The following is an 18,549-nucleotide window of genomic DNA, read 5'->3' on the forward strand; positions in this document are numbered from 1 at the left end:
AGGAAAGATGAGGCTCTCATGACCCGCTCCATCGCGCAGAAGCGCGCAGACTTTCGCGCGCTTCACACCCAAGGCTGCTTCGTTATTCCCAACCCCTGGGACACCGGCAGCGCGCGCTACCTCGAAGGCCTGGGCTACCAGGCGCTGGCCACCACCAGCTCGGGCTTCGCGTGGTCGCAGGGCCATGCCGACGGCGCCCTGTCGCGCGACCAGATCCTCGCCCACCTGCGTGAACTCGTGGCCGCCACCGACCTGCCGGTGAACGCCGACTTCGAGAACGGTTTCGCCGCCGACGCGCAGGGCGTGGCCGAGAGCGTGCGCCTCGCGGTCGAGACCGGCGTGGCGGGCCTGTCGATCGAGGATTCGACGGGCAACCCCGACGACCCGCTGTTCCCCATCGACGTCGCGGTCGAGCGCCTGCGCGCCGCGCGCCGGGCCATCGACGCGGCGGGCGGCGACACGCTGCTCGTGGGCCGCGCCGAGAACTTCTTTGCCAACCGCCCCGACCTGGACGACGCCATCGCGCGCCTGCGCGCGTACGCCGAGGCCGGCGCCGACTGCCTCTACGCGCCCGGCATCAAGACGCGCGAGCAGATCGCCGCCGTGGTGGCCGCCGTCGCGCCCAAGCCGGTCAACCTGCTGGTCGGCGCGACCAGCGAGCTCACGATGGCGGACATCGCCGCGCTCGGCGTGCGCCGCGTGAGCGTGGGCGGCGGCATGGCGCGCGCGGCCTGGGGCGGTTTCATCCGCGCCGCGCGCACGCTGGCCGAAGAGGGCCGCTTCGACGGCTTTGCCGATGCCACGCCGGGCACCGAGCTGAACGCCTTCTTCCGTCCGTTCGCCGACTAGCCTCAGCATCGTGGATGCGCTGCTCGCCGACATCCGCGCCTGCCGCGCGTGCGAGGCGCACCTGCCGCTCGGGCCGCGCCCGATCGTGCAGGCCAGCGCGAGCGCGCGGCTGCTGATCGTCGGCCAGGCGCCCAGCCTCACGGTGCACCAGACCGGCGTGCCGTGGAACGACCAGAGCGGCGACCAGCTGCGCCGCTGGCTCGGCATCGACCGCGAGGTGTTCTACGACGCGACGCGCATCGCGATCGTGCCCATGGGCTACTGCTACCCAGGACGCGGCAAGAGCGGCGACCTGCCGCCGCGCAAGGAATGCGCGCCGCTGTGGCACGACCGCCTGCTGGCGCAGATGCCGCACATCGCGCTGACCTTGCTCATCGGCCAGTACGCGCAGCGCCACTTCCTCGGAAAGACCGCGCGCGGCGGCGTGACGGAAACCGTCGAGGCCTTTGCGGACTACGCACCGCGCTTCGTCCCGCTGCCGCATCCGTCGCCGCGCAACACCGCGTGGTTCCAGCACCACCCGTGGTTCGAGAACGACGTGTTGCCGGTGCTGCGCGAGCGCGTGCAGCAGGCGCTCAGCGCGCCTTCTTTTTAGGGGCCGACGGCCTCCTTGGCGGCTTCGCCTCCAGCACCAGCTCCGCCGGCAGCGCATCGTTCCACGACTCGGTGAAGTAGGCGCGGTCGCTCGGCACCAGCTGCGGCAGCACCTCGCGCAGCAGGCCCAGCGAGTGCTCGGCCGCCTTCAGGTCGCCCGCATGCGCCGCGTACCACGCGTGTTCGAACAGCAGGCTGCCCTGCTGCAGGCCGGGGTAGCGGCGTCGCCCGGCCTGGTGGTCGGCCAGCCGCGCCTGCGCCACGTCGACCCAGCGCGCGGGCCAGTTCGCGGTGTCGAAGGCGTCGGCGAGCGGGCCCGCGAGCTTCGACACCGCACCCGGGTCGAGCGGCTTCTGCGCGCGGAACTGCGCGAGCGTGGGTTGCGCGTCGGGCCGGCAGTGGCCGCGCGCGATGCGCATCAGGTAGATCGCGTTCCACGCCGAACGGCCCTGGCCGTCGGTGTGGCCGCACAGCCATTCGCTGAAGGCGATCCACTGCACCGCGCGGCGCGTGGTGTCGGCCCGGTGGCCGTCGTGCGCGAGCGCCGGCAGGTCGCCCAGGCCCACGCGGTCGAACAGCCACGCGGCCATGCCCATGTTGGCTGCCACGTGCTGCGCGGCGTCGAAGGAGTGCGACTCGAAGGCCGCGGCCAGCGCTTCGCCGAAGCGCTGCAGCGACTCTTCGGCCAGCGCCGCCGCGGCCGGGCGGTCGTCGGCCGCCAGCGCGAGGGCGCGCGAGCGGCAGGCCAGCGCCCACAGGTTGCACCACTCGAAGCGCACGTCGGGGTGGTGGCGCAGCACCAGCGCGCGCGCCGGGTCTTGCGCCATGCCGCCCAGCAGCGACTGGGCCAGCGGCAGGTCGCGCGCCGTGTAGGCGCACCAGGCCGAGACGATGCACTCCATCGCGCCCAGGTAGTCGTTGCCCGCCACGTGGTGCGCGAGCCGCTGTTTCTTGAGCGCCTGCAGCCGCCGACGCGCCTGTTCGTTGTCGCCGAGCCGGCGCCACAGCATGGCCTCGTTGAGCGTGACCAGCGCGCGCTGGAAGTCGCTGGCGGCCAGCGTGCCGGCCAGGCGGATGGCTTCGAGCGCGCTGCCGCCGGTTCCGCCCGCCACCGGCGACATCAGCCGGCCCTGCCGCGCGGCCTGCTGCGAGGCGACCAGCTGCTTCCAGAAGGCGGCGTCCTGCAGGTGCACGGCGTCGGGCGGCGTGATCGTGCCGACGGCCTGCGCCTTGCGCGCGCGCAGGCCGAGGAATGACGCCACCTCGGCGGCGGTCGCCGGGCGGTTGTCCACGAGCAGGCGCAGGCGCCTGGCTTGCGCAGCCGGCAGCCAGAACGGGCCCTGGCTGCGCCGCTCGGCGTTGAGAAAGCGCGGCTCGCGCTGCAGGTCTTCGCCCCAGCCGACCTCCAGGCCCCAGGCCTTGAAGTCGCGGAACGCGCGGCTCACGACCATGCGCAGCGTGCTGGCGTCGGACACCTCGCCGCGCAGGTCGGCCAGCCGCACGACACCGCCGCCGTGCGCGTGGGCGTGCTGCATGCGCACCAGCAGCCACAGCGACTGGAAGGCCGCGCGCCGTCCGTCGACGGACTGCGGCGAGGTGAGTTCGATGGAAAGAAGGGCAGGGGAGGCGATGGAGGGCACGCCCCGGATTGAACCTCAAATCGCCCGCGGCTTCCTGAAGAAACCGCAGGCGGGGTCCAGCGGGTCAGTAGCGGTTGCGGTCGACCAGTTCGGGCACTTCGCTGCGGCCGATGCCCAGGTCGCGCAGGTCGTGGTCGCTCATGCCGGCCAGCAGCAGCACGTCGTCGCGGGCGCGGCGGCGTGTCACGGCGCGGCGGCGCCAGTCGTGCAGGGCGTGCAGCAGGCGTTGATGAAAAGACGGTGGCTTCGTCGCGGTCACGGTGGGCTCCTGGTAGGGGAGCGCTCATCTTCCGGCGGCGCGTGCTATTGTGGAAGTTGAGATTTCTGACACCTTCAATCAGTATTCCTGATGCGACAGCTCAACCTCGACCAACTGCGCACCCTCATCGCCATCGCCGACCTGGGCACCTTCTCTGCGGCGGCGCAGGCGCTGCACCTGGCGCAGCCCACCGTGAGCCTGCACATCAGCGAGCTCGAATCGCGCCTGGGCGCGCAACTGGTGGTGCGCGGCAACCGCCGCGTCACGCCCACCGCGGCCGGCGCGGCGCTGGTGGAGCGCGGGCGCAAGCTGCTGCGCGACACCGACGAGGCGGTGGAGGCCGTCAAGCGCCAGGCCGAGGGCCGCACGGGCCGCGTGCGGCTGGGCACCTCCACCGGGGTGGTGGTCGACCTGCTGCCGCAGGTGCTCGAGGCGCTGGGCGTGGGCCATGCGGGCATCGACGTCGAGGTGAGCATCCTCGGCTCGGCCGAGGCGATGGCGCGGCTGGCGGCGGGCACGCTCGACATCGGCCTGGTGGCGATGCCGCAGCCGCCGCAGCGCGACCTGGTGGTCACGCCGTGGCGCACGCAGCCCATGATGGCCTTCGTGCCGCCGCGCTGGAAGGCGCCCAGGCGCGCCACGCCGGCCTGGCTGGCGACGCAGCCGCTGATCTTCAACGACGCGACCACGCACATGTACCGGCTGTCGATGGAGTGGTTTGCCGCGGCCGGCTTTGCGCCGCGCGCGCGCATCGAGCTCAACTACGACGCGGCGATCCGCAGCCTGGTGGCGGCGGGCTACGGTGCGGCGCTGCTGCCGCTGCAGCAGACCACCGACGCGGCGCTCAACGAGCGCATGCAGATCGTGCCGGTCACGCCGAAGCTCACGCGCCGCCTGGGCATTGCGCACCGCCCGCACGCCACGCTCGACGGCGCCACGCAGAGCGTACTGAAGGTGCTGACGGCGTTCCGCCAGCTCTGAGGGCCGTCAGCCCGGCCCGGGCTTGGGGCCGCGCGTGCCCAGCGAGAGGATCTCGTTGGCGTTGACGATGGCCGCGGCGATGTCTTCCATGGTGGTGCGCTTGCTCATGGCCTGTTCGCGGATCAGGTCGTGGGCCTGGCCTTCGGACACGTCGTGCGTCTTCATGAGGATGCTCTTGGCCTCGGCCAGCTGGCGCACGCCGAGCAGCTTGGCCTCGGTCTTGCGCAGGCGCCGCGCGAGCGAGCGGCTTTCCTTGTGCGCCTCGCGCGCGACCACCAGCGCCGACAGCAGGCCGAACGAGCGCACCGGCGACGGCAGCACGGCCTTGGCGCGGATCTCGAGCACGGCCTCGACGATGGTCGGGTTCTCGTAGGTCACGACGGCGATGACGGCGGGGGCGTCCTCGCTCTGGGTCCATTCGAAGCGCAGGTTGATGAAGTCGGGCTGCACGGCCATGAAGGCCACGTCGATGCCCTCGGGCAGGTGCTGCACGGGCGGCCAGAAGGCCTGCACCTGGCAGCCGATGCGCTGCAGTTGCTGGGTGAGCTGCCGGCCGTCTGCGTCGTCGGGGTGGATCACCGCGATCTTCAGCAGCCGCAACTCCTTGAGCTGCGGTGGCGTCACCCGCAGGGTGTGTCGTTTGGGGGCTGTGCTGTCCACGGTCAGGGCTTTCTCTCGGCGCTGCTGTCCGGGGTGCGTGCGCAGGCCACCGGGTACTTCCCTCCGCGAATGTCCCCCGGCTTCGCCTCCTCCTTGATTTCGCTGCGGGAAGCACCCGGTGCCCTGCGCACGGGGACGCGCTGCCGGGGCTCGCCGATGAACGACCGCTGCGGGTTCATCCTAGAGCTCCAGCGCATCGAGCCGCGCCGTCCAGTCGCCCAGCGAGTGCGTGACGAGGTACGGGTCCGGGTACACCGGGCGCGTCGCCTGGCGCACGATGGTGAACTGCCCGTGCGCGTCGACGCGGCCGATGCGCGGGTACAGGCAGGTGTGGTGGTTGGTCGGGTCGATCTTCACGCGGCCCTGCGGCGCATCGAACTCGCTGCCCAGGATGTGCGGCAGGATCTCCGCGATGCCGTCCGTGCCCGCCTGCCGGAAGGCGTTGGCGAAGATGTGCATCTGGAAGTACGAGGCCTCCCAGCACAGGTTGGGCACGCAGCCGTCGCCGAAGCGCGCGCGCAGCCGCGCCAGGCAGCGCTGGTTGGCGGGCGAATCGATCGACTGGAAATACGGCGCCGCCGTGAAATGGCCCGTGGCCACGCCGGGGCCCATCTGCGAAATCTCGGCCTCCGAGGTGGTGAGGCTCGAGATGGGCATCGTCTTCGGGTCGAAGCCGGCCTCGGCGTAGGCGCGGTACAGGCTCGCGGTGGAATCGCCCACCACCGTCGAGAAGATGAAGTCGGGCCGCTTGTCGCGGATGTCGTCCATGATCGCGCGGTAGTCCTTCTCGGTGGCGTCGAGCGCTACGTAGCGCTCGCCGAGCTTTTCGCTGCCGGGGCGCTGCATCACCAGCTCGCCCATGATGCGGTTCGACTCGTAGGGGTAGATGTAGTCGGAGCCGATCAGGTACACGCGCGCGCCGAAGTTCGTGGTCATGAACTCGGCCAGCTGCACGCTGTTCTGGTTGGGCGCCGCGCCGGTGTAGATCACGTTGCCCGAGTACTCGAAGCCTTCGTACAGCGTGGGGTAGAACAGCAGCTTGTTCCACTTCTCGATCACCGGGATCACGGCCTTGCGGCTGCTCGACATGTAGCAGCCGAAGAGCACGTTCACGCGGTCCTGCACGATCAGCCGCTCGGCCAGCTGGGCGTAGCGCACGGGGTTCGATTGCGGGTCGTAGCGCACGGCCACGAGTTCGCGGCCGTCGACGCCGCCGGCCGCGTTGATCTCCTCGATGGCCAGCAGCGCGCCCTGCAGCTGCGACAGGCCGATGGTCGAGGTGACGCCGGTCTCGGAATACAGAATGCCGACGCGAAGAGGGTCCCTGTCAGCCACTGGGGTGTCTCCTGGATGTGTGGGCCCTCATTGTGTGCTCCTCCTTGGCTTTCTTCATTCGGTCGGTCAATGGGCGGCGGCCAGCCGCGTGCTCATGCGGGCCAGCCGCGCGGGCAGGCTGCGCGCGTCGTCGGCGATGCAATAGTTGCGCCAGCCGAAGATGCGCCGCACGTACGCGTCGGCCGCGCCGTCCACCGCGATGCAGGCGCTGCGCACGCCGGCGTCGCGCGCCTCGGCCACGGCCTGGCGGGCGTCTTCGATCAGGTATTTCGGGTCGTGCACGTCGATGTCCGAGGGCGCACCGTCGGTCACCAGCAGGATCGCGCGCGGCCCGGCCGGCTCGGCCTGCAGGTGCGAGGCCGCATGGCGCAGCGCGGCGCCCATGCGCGTCGAGTAGCGCCCGCGCACCGCGCCGATCATGGCGCGCGAGGGCGCGGCCAGCGGCTGGCCGAACTCGAGCAGGCGGTAGTAGTACACCTCGGCGCGCGTGTTCGACGAGAAGCCGTGGATGGCGAGCCGGTCGATGCCGCGCGCGTTCGAGGCGGCGAGCAGCAGCGCGGCCTGCTTCTCCAGGTCGAGCAGCGAAACGGCGCCATCGCCGTGGCCCGCGTCGTTGGCCGACTCGGAGAGGTCGAGCAGCACCAGCACGCTCGACGGGCGCGGCCCCTTGCCGGGGCGCATGAACAGCCGCGCATCGGGCCGCAGGCGCAGGCGGCGATCGACCAGCACCTCGATGGCCGCGTTGAGGTCGATGTCGTCGCCTTCCCACTGCCGGCGCAGGCGGTGCGTGCGGTCGAGGTGGCGTGCGCGGGGCAGGGCGAGCGGCACGATGCGCTCGCCGCCAGCCGCTCCCGAAGTGCCCGCCGCGCCCAGGCCCTGCCACGCGGGCAGCTTCTCGATCACCGTGCACCAGTCGGGGCGCAGGCGCTCCTGCGTGCGGTCCCATTCGGGGTAGGTGTAGCGGCCGAGCTCCATGTCGGCGATGCCTTCGGGTGGCGCGTCGTTGCCTTCGTTCGGTGCATCGGAAGGTGGCGGTGGCCGCGCGCCGGTCTGCTGCAGCGCGATGGCTTCGTCGGGCGGCGTCTCGGCCTCGCCGAAGTCCCACAGGTAGCTGTTGTCGTCGCGCCAGGGCGCGGGCACGGCGTAGTCCTGCGGCTCGAAGCGCACGCGCATCTGGCCGAGGTCGTTGGCGAGGATCGAGGCGACGGCGCGGAAGGCGTCGTAGTCTTCCAGCCCCGCGCGCGAGGCGGTCTCGTCGAACAGGCGGCGTGCCTTGTTCACCCAGTGGTTGTCGTCCTGCGCCTCGGCGAGCAGCAGCACGCGGTCCATGCGCGCGACCAGCGCGGCAAAGCGCAGGTCGAGCGGATCGGGCGCGGGCGGCAGCGCGGCGGTGAACCACCCGTGCAGGCCGGGAAAGTCGCGGCACAGCAGCCGCTCGACGCGCGCATCTTCAAGGGCCGAGACCACCGCGATGCCCATCGGCTTGAGCGCGCGCGCCGGCCGCGCGGGCGTCGAGTGGCGCAGGTGCGCGACCGCATGCGCCACCATCGCGCGGTGCAGGCGCACGGCCTCGTCGCCCTCGGGCAGCAGCAGCCGGCGGCCCACGAGCACAGTGCGCACCGCACGCGCGCCGGTCAGCGGCTGCACGTCCACATCGACGCCGGCCAGCCCGCGCGCCAGCAGCGAGAGGGCGCCGAACCCGTCGTTCATCCGAACTGCGCCTCGACAAAGCCCTGCAGCGCGCTCGCCATGTCGGGGTCGTCGGTGAGGGCGCGCGTCATCGTCATGTCGCAGCTGTCGCGCGGCGACACGCCGTCGCGGACCAGCACGCCCGCGTAGATCAGCATGCGCGTCGACACGCCCTCGTCGAGCCCGCGGTGCTTGAGCTCGCGCGAGCAGTGCGCAATGGCCACCAGCTTCGCGGCGAGCCCGAGCTCGACGCCGGCCTCGTGCGCGACGATCTCCGCTTCGAGCGCGCCGTCGGGGTAGTCGAACTCCAGCGCCGCGAAGCGCTGGCGTGTCGACGGCTTCATGTCCTTGGCGCTGCTCTGGTAGCCGGGGTTGTACGACACCACGAGCTGGAAGTCGGGGTGCGCGTGCACCAGCTCGCCCTTCTTGTCCAGCGGCAGGATGCGGCGCGCGTCGGTCAGCGGGTGGATCACCACGGTGGTGTCCTGCCGCGCCTCCACCACCTCGTCGAGGTAGCAGATGCCGCCGTGGCGCACCGCGAGCGTCAGCGGCCCGTCGTGCCAGGCCGTGCCGTTCGCGTCGAGCAGGTAGCGGCCCACGAGGTCCGACGCCGTCATGTCCTCGTTGCACGCCAGCGTGACCAGCGGCCGCCCGAGCGACCACGCCATGTGCTCCACGAAGCGCGTCTTGCCGCAGCCCGTCGGCCCCTTGAGGATCAGCGGCATGCGGTGGCGGTACGCGTGCCGGTACAGCGCCACCTCGTGGCCCGCGGGCCGGTAGAAGGGCTCGGTCTCGATGCGGTAGGCGGCGAGCGGGTCGTGCACGGGAGCATTCATGGCGTGGCGAGCAGTTCCTGCAGGGCGTTGTCGATGAAGCGGGTGTCGACCGGGCTGCTGCCGCCGCCCGCGAAGTGGCCCCACACGCCGGGGATCGGGCGGCACTCGGCGTTCGGCATGTGCGACACCTCCCATTCGTTGTCGGCCACGGGAAAGTACAGGTCGCGCTCGGCCGGCATCACGAGCGCGCGCGCCTGGATGGCGCCCAGTGCCTTCTTGAAGTCGCCCTTGAACACCGGGTTGTCGCTGATGTCGCCGTGTTGCCACGACCACAGCATCGCCAGCAGGTTGTTGGCGTCCTTCTGCAAAAAGAAGCCTTCCCAGTAGCCGACCAGGAAGTCCTCGAGCGAGCTGAAGCCCAGCTCGCGCCACAGCTGCTGCATGTAGAAGGGCTGCGACAGGCCCCAGCCCGCGTACACGCGGCCCACCGCGCGCAGCCCGCGCGTCGGCGGCGTGGTGTACCAGCCGCCGTTCCACGCGGCGTCGGCCGTGAGCGCGGCCTTCACGCCTTCGAGGAACACGATGTTGTGCGGCGCCGTCTTCGCCGAGCCGCAGAAGGGCGCGATGCGCTTCACCATCTCGGGGTAGAGGCACCCCCACTGGTTGGTCTGCTGCGCGCCCATCGACCAGCCCACCACCAGCGCGAGCTGTTCGATGCCGAACCGCTCGGTCACCAGCCGGTGCTGCAGCGTCACGTTGTCGTAGAGCGTGACGTCCGGAAAGCGCGCCAGGTTGTAGGGCTCGGGCGTGTTGCTCGGCGAGGACGACAGCCCGTTGCCCAGCATGTTGGGCACGATGATGAAGTACTTCGCCGGGTCCAGCGCCATGCCGGGGCCGATGAGCCATTCGTTGTCGGTGTGCTGGCCCGAGTACCAGGTCGGGTAGACGATGGCGTTGCTCTTCTGTGCGTTGAGCGTGCCGTAGGTCTTGTAGGCGAGCTTCGCGCCGCGCAGGGTGGCCCCCCGCTGCAGCGCGACATCGCCGAGTTCGAAGATGTCGTGGTCCATGGGGCGGCGCTTCAGCGGTGCTTGGCCGGTTCGTTCGGAATGCCCTCGATCGGGCACTCGGGCGTGCCGACCGTGGTGCGCGTGAACGACTCCACCCTCTCGCGCGTGCCCTCGGGGTCGTTGATCCACTGCGTGTAGAAGTTGTAGGGGCAGGCCGCTACGCCCTTGTCGCCGTCGCCCGAGTTGATGGTGCCGGTGTAGCCGCGGTGCACCAGCTTGAACAGATGGTTCTGCGACTGGCCGTTCTTGCGCGCGTCGCGGATCAGGCCCATCGACAGCTCGGCGTAGTTGATGCCCATCTCTTCCTCGCCGCATTCGCCGAGCGTGCGGCCGTCGAAGCCGATGAGCGCCGAGTGGCCGAAGTACGAGTACACGCCGTCGAAGCCGGCCGCGTTGGCCACCGCCACGTAGGTGTTGTTCATGAACGCCATGGCCTTGGAGACCATGATCTGCTGCTCCTTGGCCGGGTACATGTAGCCCTGGCAGCGGATGATGAGCTCGGCGCCGCGCATCGCGCAGTCGCGCCAGATCTCCGGGTAGTTGCCGTCGTCGCAGATGATGAGGCTCATCTTCATGCCCTTGGGGCCTTCGCTCACGTAGGTGCAGTCGCCCGGGTACCAGCCCTCGATGGGCACCCACGGCATGATCTTGCGGTACTTCTGGACGATCTCGCCCCGGTTGTTCATGAGAATCAGCGTGTTGTAGGGCGCCTTGTTCGGGTGCTCCTCGTGGCGCTCGCCGGTGAGCGAGAAAACGCCCCACACGTTGGCGCGGCGGCATGCGTCCGCGAAGATCGCGGTCTCCTCGCCGGGGATGGCCGACGCGGTGTCGTACATCTCCTTGGCGTCGTACATGATCCCGTGCGTGGAGTACTCGGGAAAGATCACCAGGTCCATGCCCGGCAGGCCTTTCTTCATGCCGACCAGCATCTCGCCGATCTTGCGTGCGTTGTCCAGCACCTCGGCCTTGGTGTGCAGGCGGGGCATCTTGTAGTTGACGACCGCGACGCCGACGCAATCGTTGCTGCTCGAAATATCACCATGTCTCATGACGCTGCTCCTGAAGGGGTGGTTGAAGAAAAAGAGGAAGGGCTACACGGTCAGGAAAGACCTGACCTTGTCCTGGTCGAGCGTGGCGCGCGCTTCGTCGTGCACGATGCGGCCCCGGTCGATGACGAGAAAGCGGTCGGCCAGGTCGAGCGCGAAGCTCAGCACCTGCTCCGACACCACGACGGCGAAGCCGCGTTCGGCGCGCAGCACGTTCAGCGTCTGCGCGATCTCCTTGATGATCGAAGGCTGGATGCCCTCGGTGGGTTCGTCGAGGATCAGCACCTTCGGTTCCGAGATGAGCGCGCGCGCAATCGCCAGCATCTGCTGCTGGCCGCCCGAGAGGTTGCCGGCCTTGCGCTGCTTCATGTCCCGGAGCACGGGGAAGAAGGTGTAGAGGTACTCGGGCACCGTGCGGTGGCCCGACCTCGCGGCGCCCGACAGGATGTTCTGCTCCACCGTGAGGAACGGAAACACCATGCGCCCCTGCGGCACGAAGGCCAGGCCTTGCGCCACGCGCTGGTAGCTGGGCAGCTTCGTGATGTCGGCATCGCCCAGGCGAATGCTTCCGCCGCGCGCAGGCAGCAGGCCGATGAGCGACTTCAGTAGCGTGGTCTTGCCCATGCCGTTGCGGCCCATGATGGCGACCGCTTCGTCGGGCGCGACGCGCAGCGACACATCGCGGATGACGTGCGATTCGCCATACGCCACGTTGAGATCGGAGACTTCAAGCATCTGGGTTTCTCCTTCTTCTCAATGACCGAGGTACACGTCGATCACGCGCGGGTCGGCCTGCACCTCGGCGGCCGTGCCTTCGCTCAGCAACTTGCCCTGGTGCAGCACCGTGACGCGGTGCGCGATGCGCTTGACGAAGTCCATGTCGTGCTCGATCACGACCACTGACTTGCCCGCCGAGATGCGGCGCAGCAGGTCGCCGGTCTGGTCGCGCTCGCGCGGGCTCATGCCAGCCACGGGCTCGTCGAGCAGCAGCAGCTCGGGCTCCTGCATGAGCAGCATCCCGATCTCGAGCCACTGCTTCTGCCCGTGGCTGAGCTGCCCGGCGCGGTCGCCCAGGCGATCGGCCAGGAAGACCTGCTCGGCCATCGCGTCGATGCGCGCGCGCACGGCGAGCGTGCGGCGGAAGGTGAGCGACTGCAGCAGGCCGTGCATGCGCGGCAGCGAGATCTCGAAGTTCTCCAGCACCGTGAGGTCTTCGTAGACCGAGGGCGTCTGGAACTTGCGGCCCACACCGGCGCGCACGATCTCGTACTCGTTCAGGCGGCCGAGGTCCTGGCCGTTGAACAGCACGCGGCCCGCGCTGGGCTTGGTCTTGCCGCACACCATGTCCAGCAGCGTGGTCTTGCCGGCGCCGTTCGGGCCGATGATCACGCGCAGCTCGTTGCGCTCGACCGAGAGGCTGAGCCCGTCCACGGCCTTGAAGCCGTCGAAGGACACGGTGAGGTCCTCGATGCGCAGGATCTGCTCGCTCGACGGCGGCACCGCCGAGGCGGCCTGCGGCAGCCCGCCGTTGGGCATCGTCATCGTGGCGTTCATGGCGCCACCTCCGCGGCGGCACGCCGGCGCACGAGCTTCTCGCCCAGGCCCGCGAGCCCGTTCGGCATCGCCCACACCACGAGGATGAACACCGCGCCCAGCACGTACAGCCAGCCTTCGGGAAAGGTCTCCGACAGGTACGACTTGAGAAAGCCGATGAGCAGCGCGCCGATCACCGCGCCCGGAATCGACAGCCGCCCGCCGACCGCCGCGTAGATCACCATCTCGACCGAGGCCACGACGCCGATCACGCCCGGCGCGATGAGCCCCACCTGCAGGCTGTAGAACGCACCGCCGATGGCCGACAGCACGGCGGCCACCGCGAACACGAAGGCCTTCATGTGCGCCGTGTTGTAGCCGCTGAAGCGCACGCGGTCTTCCTTGTCGCGGATGGCGATCAGCAGCTTGCCGAAGCGGCTGCGCACGATGGCGAGCGACACCATCATCACGAGCGCAATGGCCGCCACCTCGACGAAGTACATCGTGCGCTTGGCTTCATCGCCGGCGATGTCCCAGCCCAGCAGCGTGCGGAAATCGGTGATGCCGTTGGCGCCGCCGGTGTCGCCCTGCTGGCCGACCACCACCACCGTGAGCGTGAGCGCCAGCGACAGCGTGACGATCGCGAAGTACACGCCGCTCACGCGCCGCTTGAAGATCGCGTACGAGAACACGTAGGCCAGCACGGCGGGCACGACGAGGATGCCCACCACCGTCCAGCCCAGCGAGTGGAAGGGCTGCCACCACGCGGGCAGCTGCTCGACGCTGCTCCACACCATGAAGTCCGGCAGCTCGGGCGCGGAGGCTTCGAGCTTGAGGAACATGGCCATCATGTAGCCGCCCAGCCCGAAGAACATGCCCTGGCCCAGGCTCAGCACGCCGCCGTAGCCCCAGGTGAGCACCACGCCCACCGCGACGAACGCGAAGGCCAGGTACTTGCTCACAAGGTTCAGGCGGAACGGGTCGAGCGTGAGCGGCAGCACCACCGCCAGCAGCACCAGCACCGCGAGCAGGGCGCCGATGTCGCGCTTGCGTTGAGGAGAAAGACCGTGCATGCCTCAGCTCCTCGCGCGCGTGGCGAACAGGCCGTTGGGCCGGAAGTACAGCACCGCGATCACCAGCAGCAGGATCGTGGCCTTGGCCATCGAGCCGCTCATGAGGTACTCGAGCCAGGTCTGCGACTGCGCGATGGCAAAGCCCGAGAGCGCGGTGCCGATGAGGCTCTGCACGCCGCCGAACACCACCACGATGAACGAGTCGACGATGTACAGCTGGCCCGTGCCGGGGTTGGTCGAGCCGATCATGGTGAACACCGCGCCCGCGATGCCCGCCAGGCCCGAGCCCAGCGCGAAGGTCATCGCGTCGACGCGGTGCGTGTCGATGCCCACCGCACCGGCAATGGCGCGGTTCTGCGTCACCGCGCGCACCTTCAGCCCCCAGGGCGTGCGGTACAGCAGCAGGTACACGCCGACCGCCACCAGGGCCGTGAGCCCGACGATGAAGATGCGGTTCAGCGGCAGCTGGATGCCCGCCGTCGGCTCCCACGCCCCCGCCAGCCACGAGGCCAGCGGCACGCTCACTTCCTGCGCGCCGAAGATGGAGCGGTAGGCCTGCTGCAGCATGAGGCTCAGGCCCCAGGTGGCCAGCAGGGTGTCCAGCGGGCGGTCGTAGAAGAAGCGGATGAAGCCCCGCTCCAGCACATAGCCGAACGCGAAGGTCACGGCGAACGCGAACGGAATCGCGGCGAACAGGTACAGGTCCATGAAGCCCGGCGCGTAGTGCGCGAAGAAGCGCGCCGCCAGGTAGGTCATGTAGGCGCCCAGCGCCATCAGCTCGCCGTGCGCCATGTTGATGACGCCCATCAGGCCGAACACGATGGCCAGCCCGATGGCCATGAGCAGCAGGATGGTGAACAGGCTCACGCCGTTGAACACCTGCATCACCGCGATGTCGAAGTTCATCGCGTTCAGACCTTCGGGAAGGGGTTGGGCTCGACCAGCTGCGGCGATTCCCACACGATGTCGAACTGTCCGTCGGGCCGCGCGCGGCCCACGCGCACCTTCTTCCACACGTGGTGGTTGGTGGCGTGGATGCGCACCGTGCCTTCGGGCGCCTCGATCTCCACGCCCGCGGCGGCGGCCGTGACCTTGTCCACGTCGAAGGACTTGGCCTTTTCCACCGCCAGCTTCCACAGGTAGACGCTGTTGTAGGCCACCTCCATCGGGTCGCCGATCACGCGGTCCTGGCCGTACTTGGCCTTGAAGGCCTTCACGAACTTCTCGTTGGCCGGCGATTTGATGCTCTGGAAGTAGCCCATGCAGGCGTAGTAGCCGGCGGCGTTGTCGCGGCCGATGCCGTCGATCTCGTTCTCGGACACCACGGTCGAGAGCAGCACCTGCTTGGCACCGTCCAGGCCCGCCGCGCGCAGCTGCTTGTAGAAGGCCACGTTGGAGCCGCCCACCACCGTGCTGTAGATGCAGTCGGGCTTGGCGGCCTTGATCTTGTTGATGATCGACGAGAACTCGGTGTGGCCCAGCGGTGCGTACTCCTCGCCGAGCACCTTGCCGCCGGCCTTCGCGATGGCGGGCTTGGCGATCTTGTTGCAGGTGCGCGGGTAGATGTAGTCGGAGCCGACGAGGAAGAAGTTCTTGCCCTTCTCGCGCGCCATCCATTCCACGGCCGCGATCACCGACTGCGTGGCTTCCTGCGAGGGGTAGAACACGCGCTTGTCCTGCTCCTGGCCCTCGTAGTAGGTCGGGTAGAACAGCAGGCCCTTGGCCTGGTTGAGCACCGGCAGCAGCGCCTTGCGCGAGGCCGAGGTGTAGCAGCCGATGATGGCCGCCACCTTGTCGCGCTCCAGCAGCTTGCGCGCCTTCTCGGCGAACACCGAGTTCTCGCTCGCGCCGTCTTCGACCACGGCCTCGATCTTCTTGCCCAGCACGCCGCCGGCGGCGTTGATCTCCTCGATGGCCAGCTTCTCGGCGTCGACCAGCGAAGCCTCGGCGATGGCGATGGTGCCCGAGAGCGAGTGCAGCAGGCCGAGCTTCACGGTGGCGCCGTCCTGCGCGCGGGCCAGGCCGGCCACGCCGCCGGCGGCGCCCAGCACGATCATCGAGCCGCCGGTCTTCACGATCTGGCGGCGGTTGAAAGCGTTCGTCATGTCAAATTCCTTTGCTTTGGTTTTGTGCGAGTCATCAGGAACATCCGACCTTCGGAAGCCGTGCGTTGGGTGTCTCCTCCCGCCGCGCGGCCCCTGCAAACGAGCGCTGTGCTGCCAGTGCTTTTTCTTCGGGCAAGGCTGCGCCACCGGATGACGCGCATCCGTTTGAAAAAGGCGTTGTTGCGACCGAAAAAACAAAAAAGCCCGAACCGGTGGTGAAACCGATTCGGGCTTAATTGCCCGACACCTCGCTGGCAGCACTGGCAGCGGGCGTCGTATGACTGGGAACGATTGCTCGTTGGGGCGGATTCTTCTCAACTCACCCCGGCGTGAACATACGCTCTTTCGCTAATTGGCGAAAGGGCGGCGCGTGTGCTATTCGCGCGCAGCGCCCGGGTGCATCAGCTGCGCGGGCGTGCGTAGTCCGACTCGATCCACGCGGTCGCGCTCGAGGTCGTGAGCCGGAACGCGGGCGACACGTTCACGCTCGCCAGTTCCGAGTCGTCGGCATCGTCGTAGGCCGTGAGCGTGGCCGAGGGGTTGTCTTCGTCGGGCACGATCGACAGCGCCACGCGGATGCGCTGCTCGTTGCGCGCAGTGACCGTCACGCTCTTGTTGAGCGTGGCGTGCAGCTGCTGCTCGTGGCGGCGGATCACCTCGGCGGCGGTCTTCACCAGCGTGTGGAAGGCGGGGGTGTCCAGCGGCTTGGGGTTCTTCTTGTCGCGGCCCATGGTCCAGGGGCCGACGAGCGCGGGCTCGGGGTCGCCGTGGCGGGTCATCTCGACGGCCCAGCCGTCGTCTTCCTCGTTCTTGATGATGCGGGCGGTCCAGAGGTCGTCGCGCCAGAGGCGGGGTTCCTGCAGGGGGAGGTGGTCGGGGGAATCGGTCGTCGTCATTCAGGGAGAAGCTTTGGGTCTTGCGCGGGGCATTGTCGCCCGGGGCGCGGGGGCCGCCGCCGTGCCAACGTACTGTTGCAAGCCCTCGACCAGCGCATCGAAGGCCACGCGGCAGCGCGGGCTGTGGCGCAGGTCTTCGTGCATCGTGACCCAGGTGTCGAGCTTGAGCGAGAGCGCGCGCGGCAGCAGGCGCACCAGCGCGGTGTCGCGTCGTGCCAGGCCGACCTGGCACACGCCGATGCCCGCACCTGCACGGATGAGGGCCAGCTGCGCGAGGTCGCTGTCGGTGCGCAGCGCAAAGGCATCGCGCGTGAAGCCCGTGACCGACTTGAACGACTTGATCGCCTCGCGCACGAAGGCCGAAGGCTGGTCGTAGCCGATGAGCGCGTGCGCCGCCAGGTCGTCGGGCGTGCGCGGCGTGCCGTGGCGCGCGAGGTAGCTGGTGTGCGCGTGAAAGCCCAGCTCGATGTTCCCGATGCGGCGCGCCACCAGCTGCGCCTGCCGGGGCCGCACCATGCGCACGGCGATGTCGGCCTCGCGCCGCAGCAGGTCCTGCACGCGGTTGGTCGACACCAGCTCGACCTTCAGCGCCGGGTGCGCCTCGCGCAGCCGCGCCACGACGGGCGGCAGCACCTCCACCGCGACCACCTCGCTGACCGACACCCGCACCACGCCGCGCACGCCGTCGCCCTGGCTGCTGGCCGCGCGCTGCAGCGAGGCGGCGGTGCTTTCCATGGCCTCGGCGTGCGTGCGCAGCGCCAGCGCCACCTCGGTGGGCAGCAGGCCCACCTGCGAGCGGGTGAAGAGCACCACGCCGAGCGCTTCTTCGAGCGCCGCCACATGGCGCCCGACGGTGGGCTGCGTGATGCCGAGTGCGCGCGCCGCACCCGAGAGCGAACCCTCGCGCAGCACGCCGAGGAAGGAGCGGTACAGCTCCCAGCTGATGTTCCAGGTCATACGGAAATGTATGGCCGGTGGTGCATGTTCGGCAATTCCATTTGAACCCCGCCTTGCCCAGAATTCGTCCATCGATCACTGTTCAGGAGCATTTCATGGCACGCAACGACAACACGGTTCTGGTGCTCGGCGCCACGGGCGGCATCGGCGGCGAGGTGGCCCGCCAGCTGTGCGATGCGGGCTGGGAGGTGCGAGCCCTGAAGCGCGGCGCGGTCGAAGGAAAGCGCGAGGGCATCACCTGGCTGGCCGGCGACGCGATGGACGCGCAGGCCGTGCGGCGGGCCGCGAAGGGCTGTTCGGTCATCGTGCATGCGGTCAACCCGCCGGGCTACCGCGGCTGGTCGGAGCTGGTGCTGCCGATGCTCGACAGCACCCTGGCCGCCGCGAAGGCCGAGGGCGCGACCGTCGTGCTGCCCGGCACGGTCTACAACTTCGGCCCCGATGCCTTCCCGCTGCTGGCCGAAGACTCGCCGCAGCGCCCGCTCACCGCCAAGGGCGCGATCCGCGTCGAGATGGAAAGGCGCCTCGAAGACGCCAGTCGCGAGGGCGCGCGCGTGCTGATCGTGCGCGCCGGCGACTTCTTCGGCCCGAGGGCCGGCAACAACTGGTTCTCGCAGGGGCTGGTGAAGGCGGGGCAGCCGGTCAGGGCCGTCAGCCGCCCCGGCGACCCCGGTGTCGGCCACCAGTGGTCGTACCTGCCGGACGTGGCCCGCACCATGGTCGAGCTGCTGGCACGGCGCGACCGGCTCGCGCCCTTTGCGCGCTTTCACATGGCCGGCCACTGGGACGCCGACGGCACGCGCATGAGCGACGCGATCCGCAAGGTGGTGGCCCGGCGCACGGGCGCCCAGGTGCGCGTGTCGGCCTTTCCCTGGTGGCTGCTGGCGCTGGCCTCGCCCTTCGTCGTCACTTTTCGCGAACTGCGCGAGATGCGTTACCTGTGGCGCACGCCCGTGGGCATGGACAACGCGAAGCTGGTGGCCTTCCTGGGCCGCGAGCCGCACACGCCGCTCGAGGAAGCCGTGGAGGCTGCGCTCGACGGCATGGGCTGCCTGCCCGTGGCGCCGGTGGCCGTCGCGGCGTGAATGC

At 69.6% G+C, this 18,549-nt stretch carries 19 protein-coding genes; 4 read left to right on the forward strand and 15 right to left on the reverse strand.

The window, feature by feature from the left end; all coding sequences use genetic code 11:
- Positions 1-18 precede the first annotated feature (18 nt).
- Both AC1RGU_RS29555 and AC1RGU_RS29560 read left to right on the forward strand, forming a co-directional pair.
- Entirely contained in the window at positions 19-849 is an 831-nt protein-coding gene (locus tag AC1RGU_RS29555) for an isocitrate lyase/PEP mutase family protein (RefSeq protein WP_369645807.1), read from the forward strand.
- Positions 850-859: 10 nt separating this feature from the next.
- Entirely contained in the window at positions 860-1,444 is a 585-nt protein-coding gene (locus AC1RGU_RS29560; protein WP_492699819.1) for a uracil-DNA glycosylase family protein, read from the forward strand.
- On the opposite strand, the gene AC1RGU_RS29565 is transcribed toward AC1RGU_RS29560, so the two are convergent.
- Positions 1,425-3,083 carry a hypothetical protein gene (locus AC1RGU_RS29565; RefSeq protein WP_492699821.1) on the reverse strand — a complete coding sequence of 553 codons (1,659 nt, stop codon included), beginning with the start codon at positions 3,081-3,083 and terminating at the stop codon, positions 1,425-1,427. The two genes, AC1RGU_RS29560 and AC1RGU_RS29565, sit on opposite strands and share 20 nt — an antisense overlap.
- A 64-nt stretch (positions 3,084-3,147) precedes the next feature.
- Complete coding sequence (locus tag AC1RGU_RS29570; RefSeq protein ID WP_492699823.1) at positions 3,148-3,342, reverse strand: YjiS-like domain-containing protein; 195 nt, start codon at positions 3,340-3,342, stop codon at positions 3,148-3,150.
- Between the two features lie 90 nt (positions 3,343-3,432).
- On the opposite strand from AC1RGU_RS29570, the gene AC1RGU_RS29575 reads away from it, so the two are divergent.
- Positions 3,433-4,323 carry a LysR family transcriptional regulator gene (locus AC1RGU_RS29575; protein ID WP_492699825.1) on the forward strand — a complete coding sequence of 297 codons (891 nt, stop codon included), beginning with the start codon at positions 3,433-3,435 and terminating at the stop codon, positions 4,321-4,323.
- Positions 4,324-4,329: 6 nt separating this feature from the next.
- On the opposite strand, the gene AC1RGU_RS29580 is transcribed toward AC1RGU_RS29575, so the two are convergent.
- The 13 genes from AC1RGU_RS29580 to AC1RGU_RS29640 form a co-directional block, all read right to left on the reverse strand.
- The gene (locus tag AC1RGU_RS29580; protein ID WP_095948498.1) at positions 4,330-4,983 is read right to left on the reverse strand and encodes an ANTAR domain-containing response regulator; all 654 of its coding nucleotides are present in this window, start codon (positions 4,981-4,983) and stop codon (positions 4,330-4,332) included.
- A gap of 180 nt (positions 4,984-5,163) precedes the next feature.
- A complete protein-coding gene (locus tag AC1RGU_RS29585; RefSeq protein ID WP_062470403.1) occupies positions 5,164-6,318 on the reverse strand; it encodes a transporter substrate-binding domain-containing protein in 1,155 nt (384 codons plus the stop codon).
- A gap of 66 nt (positions 6,319-6,384) precedes the next feature.
- Positions 6,385-8,028 (reverse strand): nitric oxide reductase activation protein NorD, encoded by a 1,644-nt coding sequence (locus AC1RGU_RS29590; RefSeq protein ID WP_492699827.1) that lies wholly within the window; start codon positions 8,026-8,028, stop codon positions 6,385-6,387.
- Entirely contained in the window at positions 8,025-8,843 is an 819-nt protein-coding gene (locus tag AC1RGU_RS29595; protein WP_492699829.1) for a CbbQ/NirQ/NorQ/GpvN family protein, read from the reverse strand. The genes AC1RGU_RS29590 and AC1RGU_RS29595 overlap by 4 nt, the downstream gene beginning before the upstream one ends.
- On the reverse strand, positions 8,840-9,850 hold the full coding sequence (locus AC1RGU_RS29600) for an alpha/beta fold hydrolase (protein WP_492699831.1): 1,011 nt from the start codon (positions 9,848-9,850) through the stop codon (positions 8,840-8,842). The genes AC1RGU_RS29595 and AC1RGU_RS29600 overlap by 4 nt, the downstream gene beginning before the upstream one ends.
- Positions 9,851-9,861: 11 nt before the next feature.
- Positions 9,862-10,899 (reverse strand): aliphatic amidase, encoded by a 1,038-nt coding sequence (locus AC1RGU_RS29605; protein ID WP_492699833.1) that lies wholly within the window; start codon positions 10,897-10,899, stop codon positions 9,862-9,864.
- 42 nt (positions 10,900-10,941) lie between these two features.
- The gene (gene urtE, locus AC1RGU_RS29610) at positions 10,942-11,631 is read right to left on the reverse strand and encodes an urea ABC transporter ATP-binding subunit UrtE (RefSeq protein ID WP_492699835.1); all 690 of its coding nucleotides are present in this window, start codon (positions 11,629-11,631) and stop codon (positions 10,942-10,944) included.
- Positions 11,632-11,649: 18 nt separating this feature from the next.
- On the reverse strand, positions 11,650-12,432 hold the full coding sequence (urtD, locus tag AC1RGU_RS29615; protein WP_492699873.1) for an urea ABC transporter ATP-binding protein UrtD: 783 nt from the start codon (positions 12,430-12,432) through the stop codon (positions 11,650-11,652).
- Positions 12,433-12,446: 14 nt separating this feature from the next.
- A complete protein-coding gene (gene urtC / locus AC1RGU_RS29620; protein ID WP_492699837.1) occupies positions 12,447-13,502 on the reverse strand; it encodes an urea ABC transporter permease subunit UrtC in 1,056 nt (351 codons plus the stop codon).
- 3 nt (positions 13,503-13,505) lie between these two features.
- The gene (gene urtB, locus AC1RGU_RS29625) at positions 13,506-14,408 is read right to left on the reverse strand and encodes an urea ABC transporter permease subunit UrtB (protein WP_354346163.1); all 903 of its coding nucleotides are present in this window, start codon (positions 14,406-14,408) and stop codon (positions 13,506-13,508) included.
- Positions 14,409-14,413: 5 nt separating this feature from the next.
- On the reverse strand, positions 14,414-15,607 hold the full coding sequence (urtA, locus tag AC1RGU_RS29630; RefSeq protein ID WP_492699839.1) for an urea ABC transporter substrate-binding protein: 1,194 nt from the start codon (positions 15,605-15,607) through the stop codon (positions 14,414-14,416).
- Positions 15,608-16,008: 401 nt separating this feature from the next.
- Complete coding sequence (locus AC1RGU_RS29635; RefSeq protein ID WP_307696772.1) at positions 16,009-16,503, reverse strand: hypothetical protein; 495 nt, start codon at positions 16,501-16,503, stop codon at positions 16,009-16,011.
- Positions 16,504-17,460, reverse strand: a complete 957-nt coding sequence (locus AC1RGU_RS29640; RefSeq protein ID WP_492699841.1) for a LysR family transcriptional regulator — start codon at positions 17,458-17,460, stop codon at positions 16,504-16,506.
- A gap of 95 nt (positions 17,461-17,555) precedes the next feature.
- Between AC1RGU_RS29640 and AC1RGU_RS29645 the strand changes: the two genes are divergently transcribed.
- On the forward strand, positions 17,556-18,545 hold the full coding sequence (locus AC1RGU_RS29645) for an NAD-dependent epimerase/dehydratase family protein (RefSeq protein ID WP_492699843.1): 990 nt from the start codon (positions 17,556-17,558) through the stop codon (positions 18,543-18,545).
- The last annotated feature ends 4 nt before the right edge of the window (positions 18,546-18,549 follow it).

The organism is Variovorax sp. GW823-FHT02B07, from assembly GCF_058797695.1.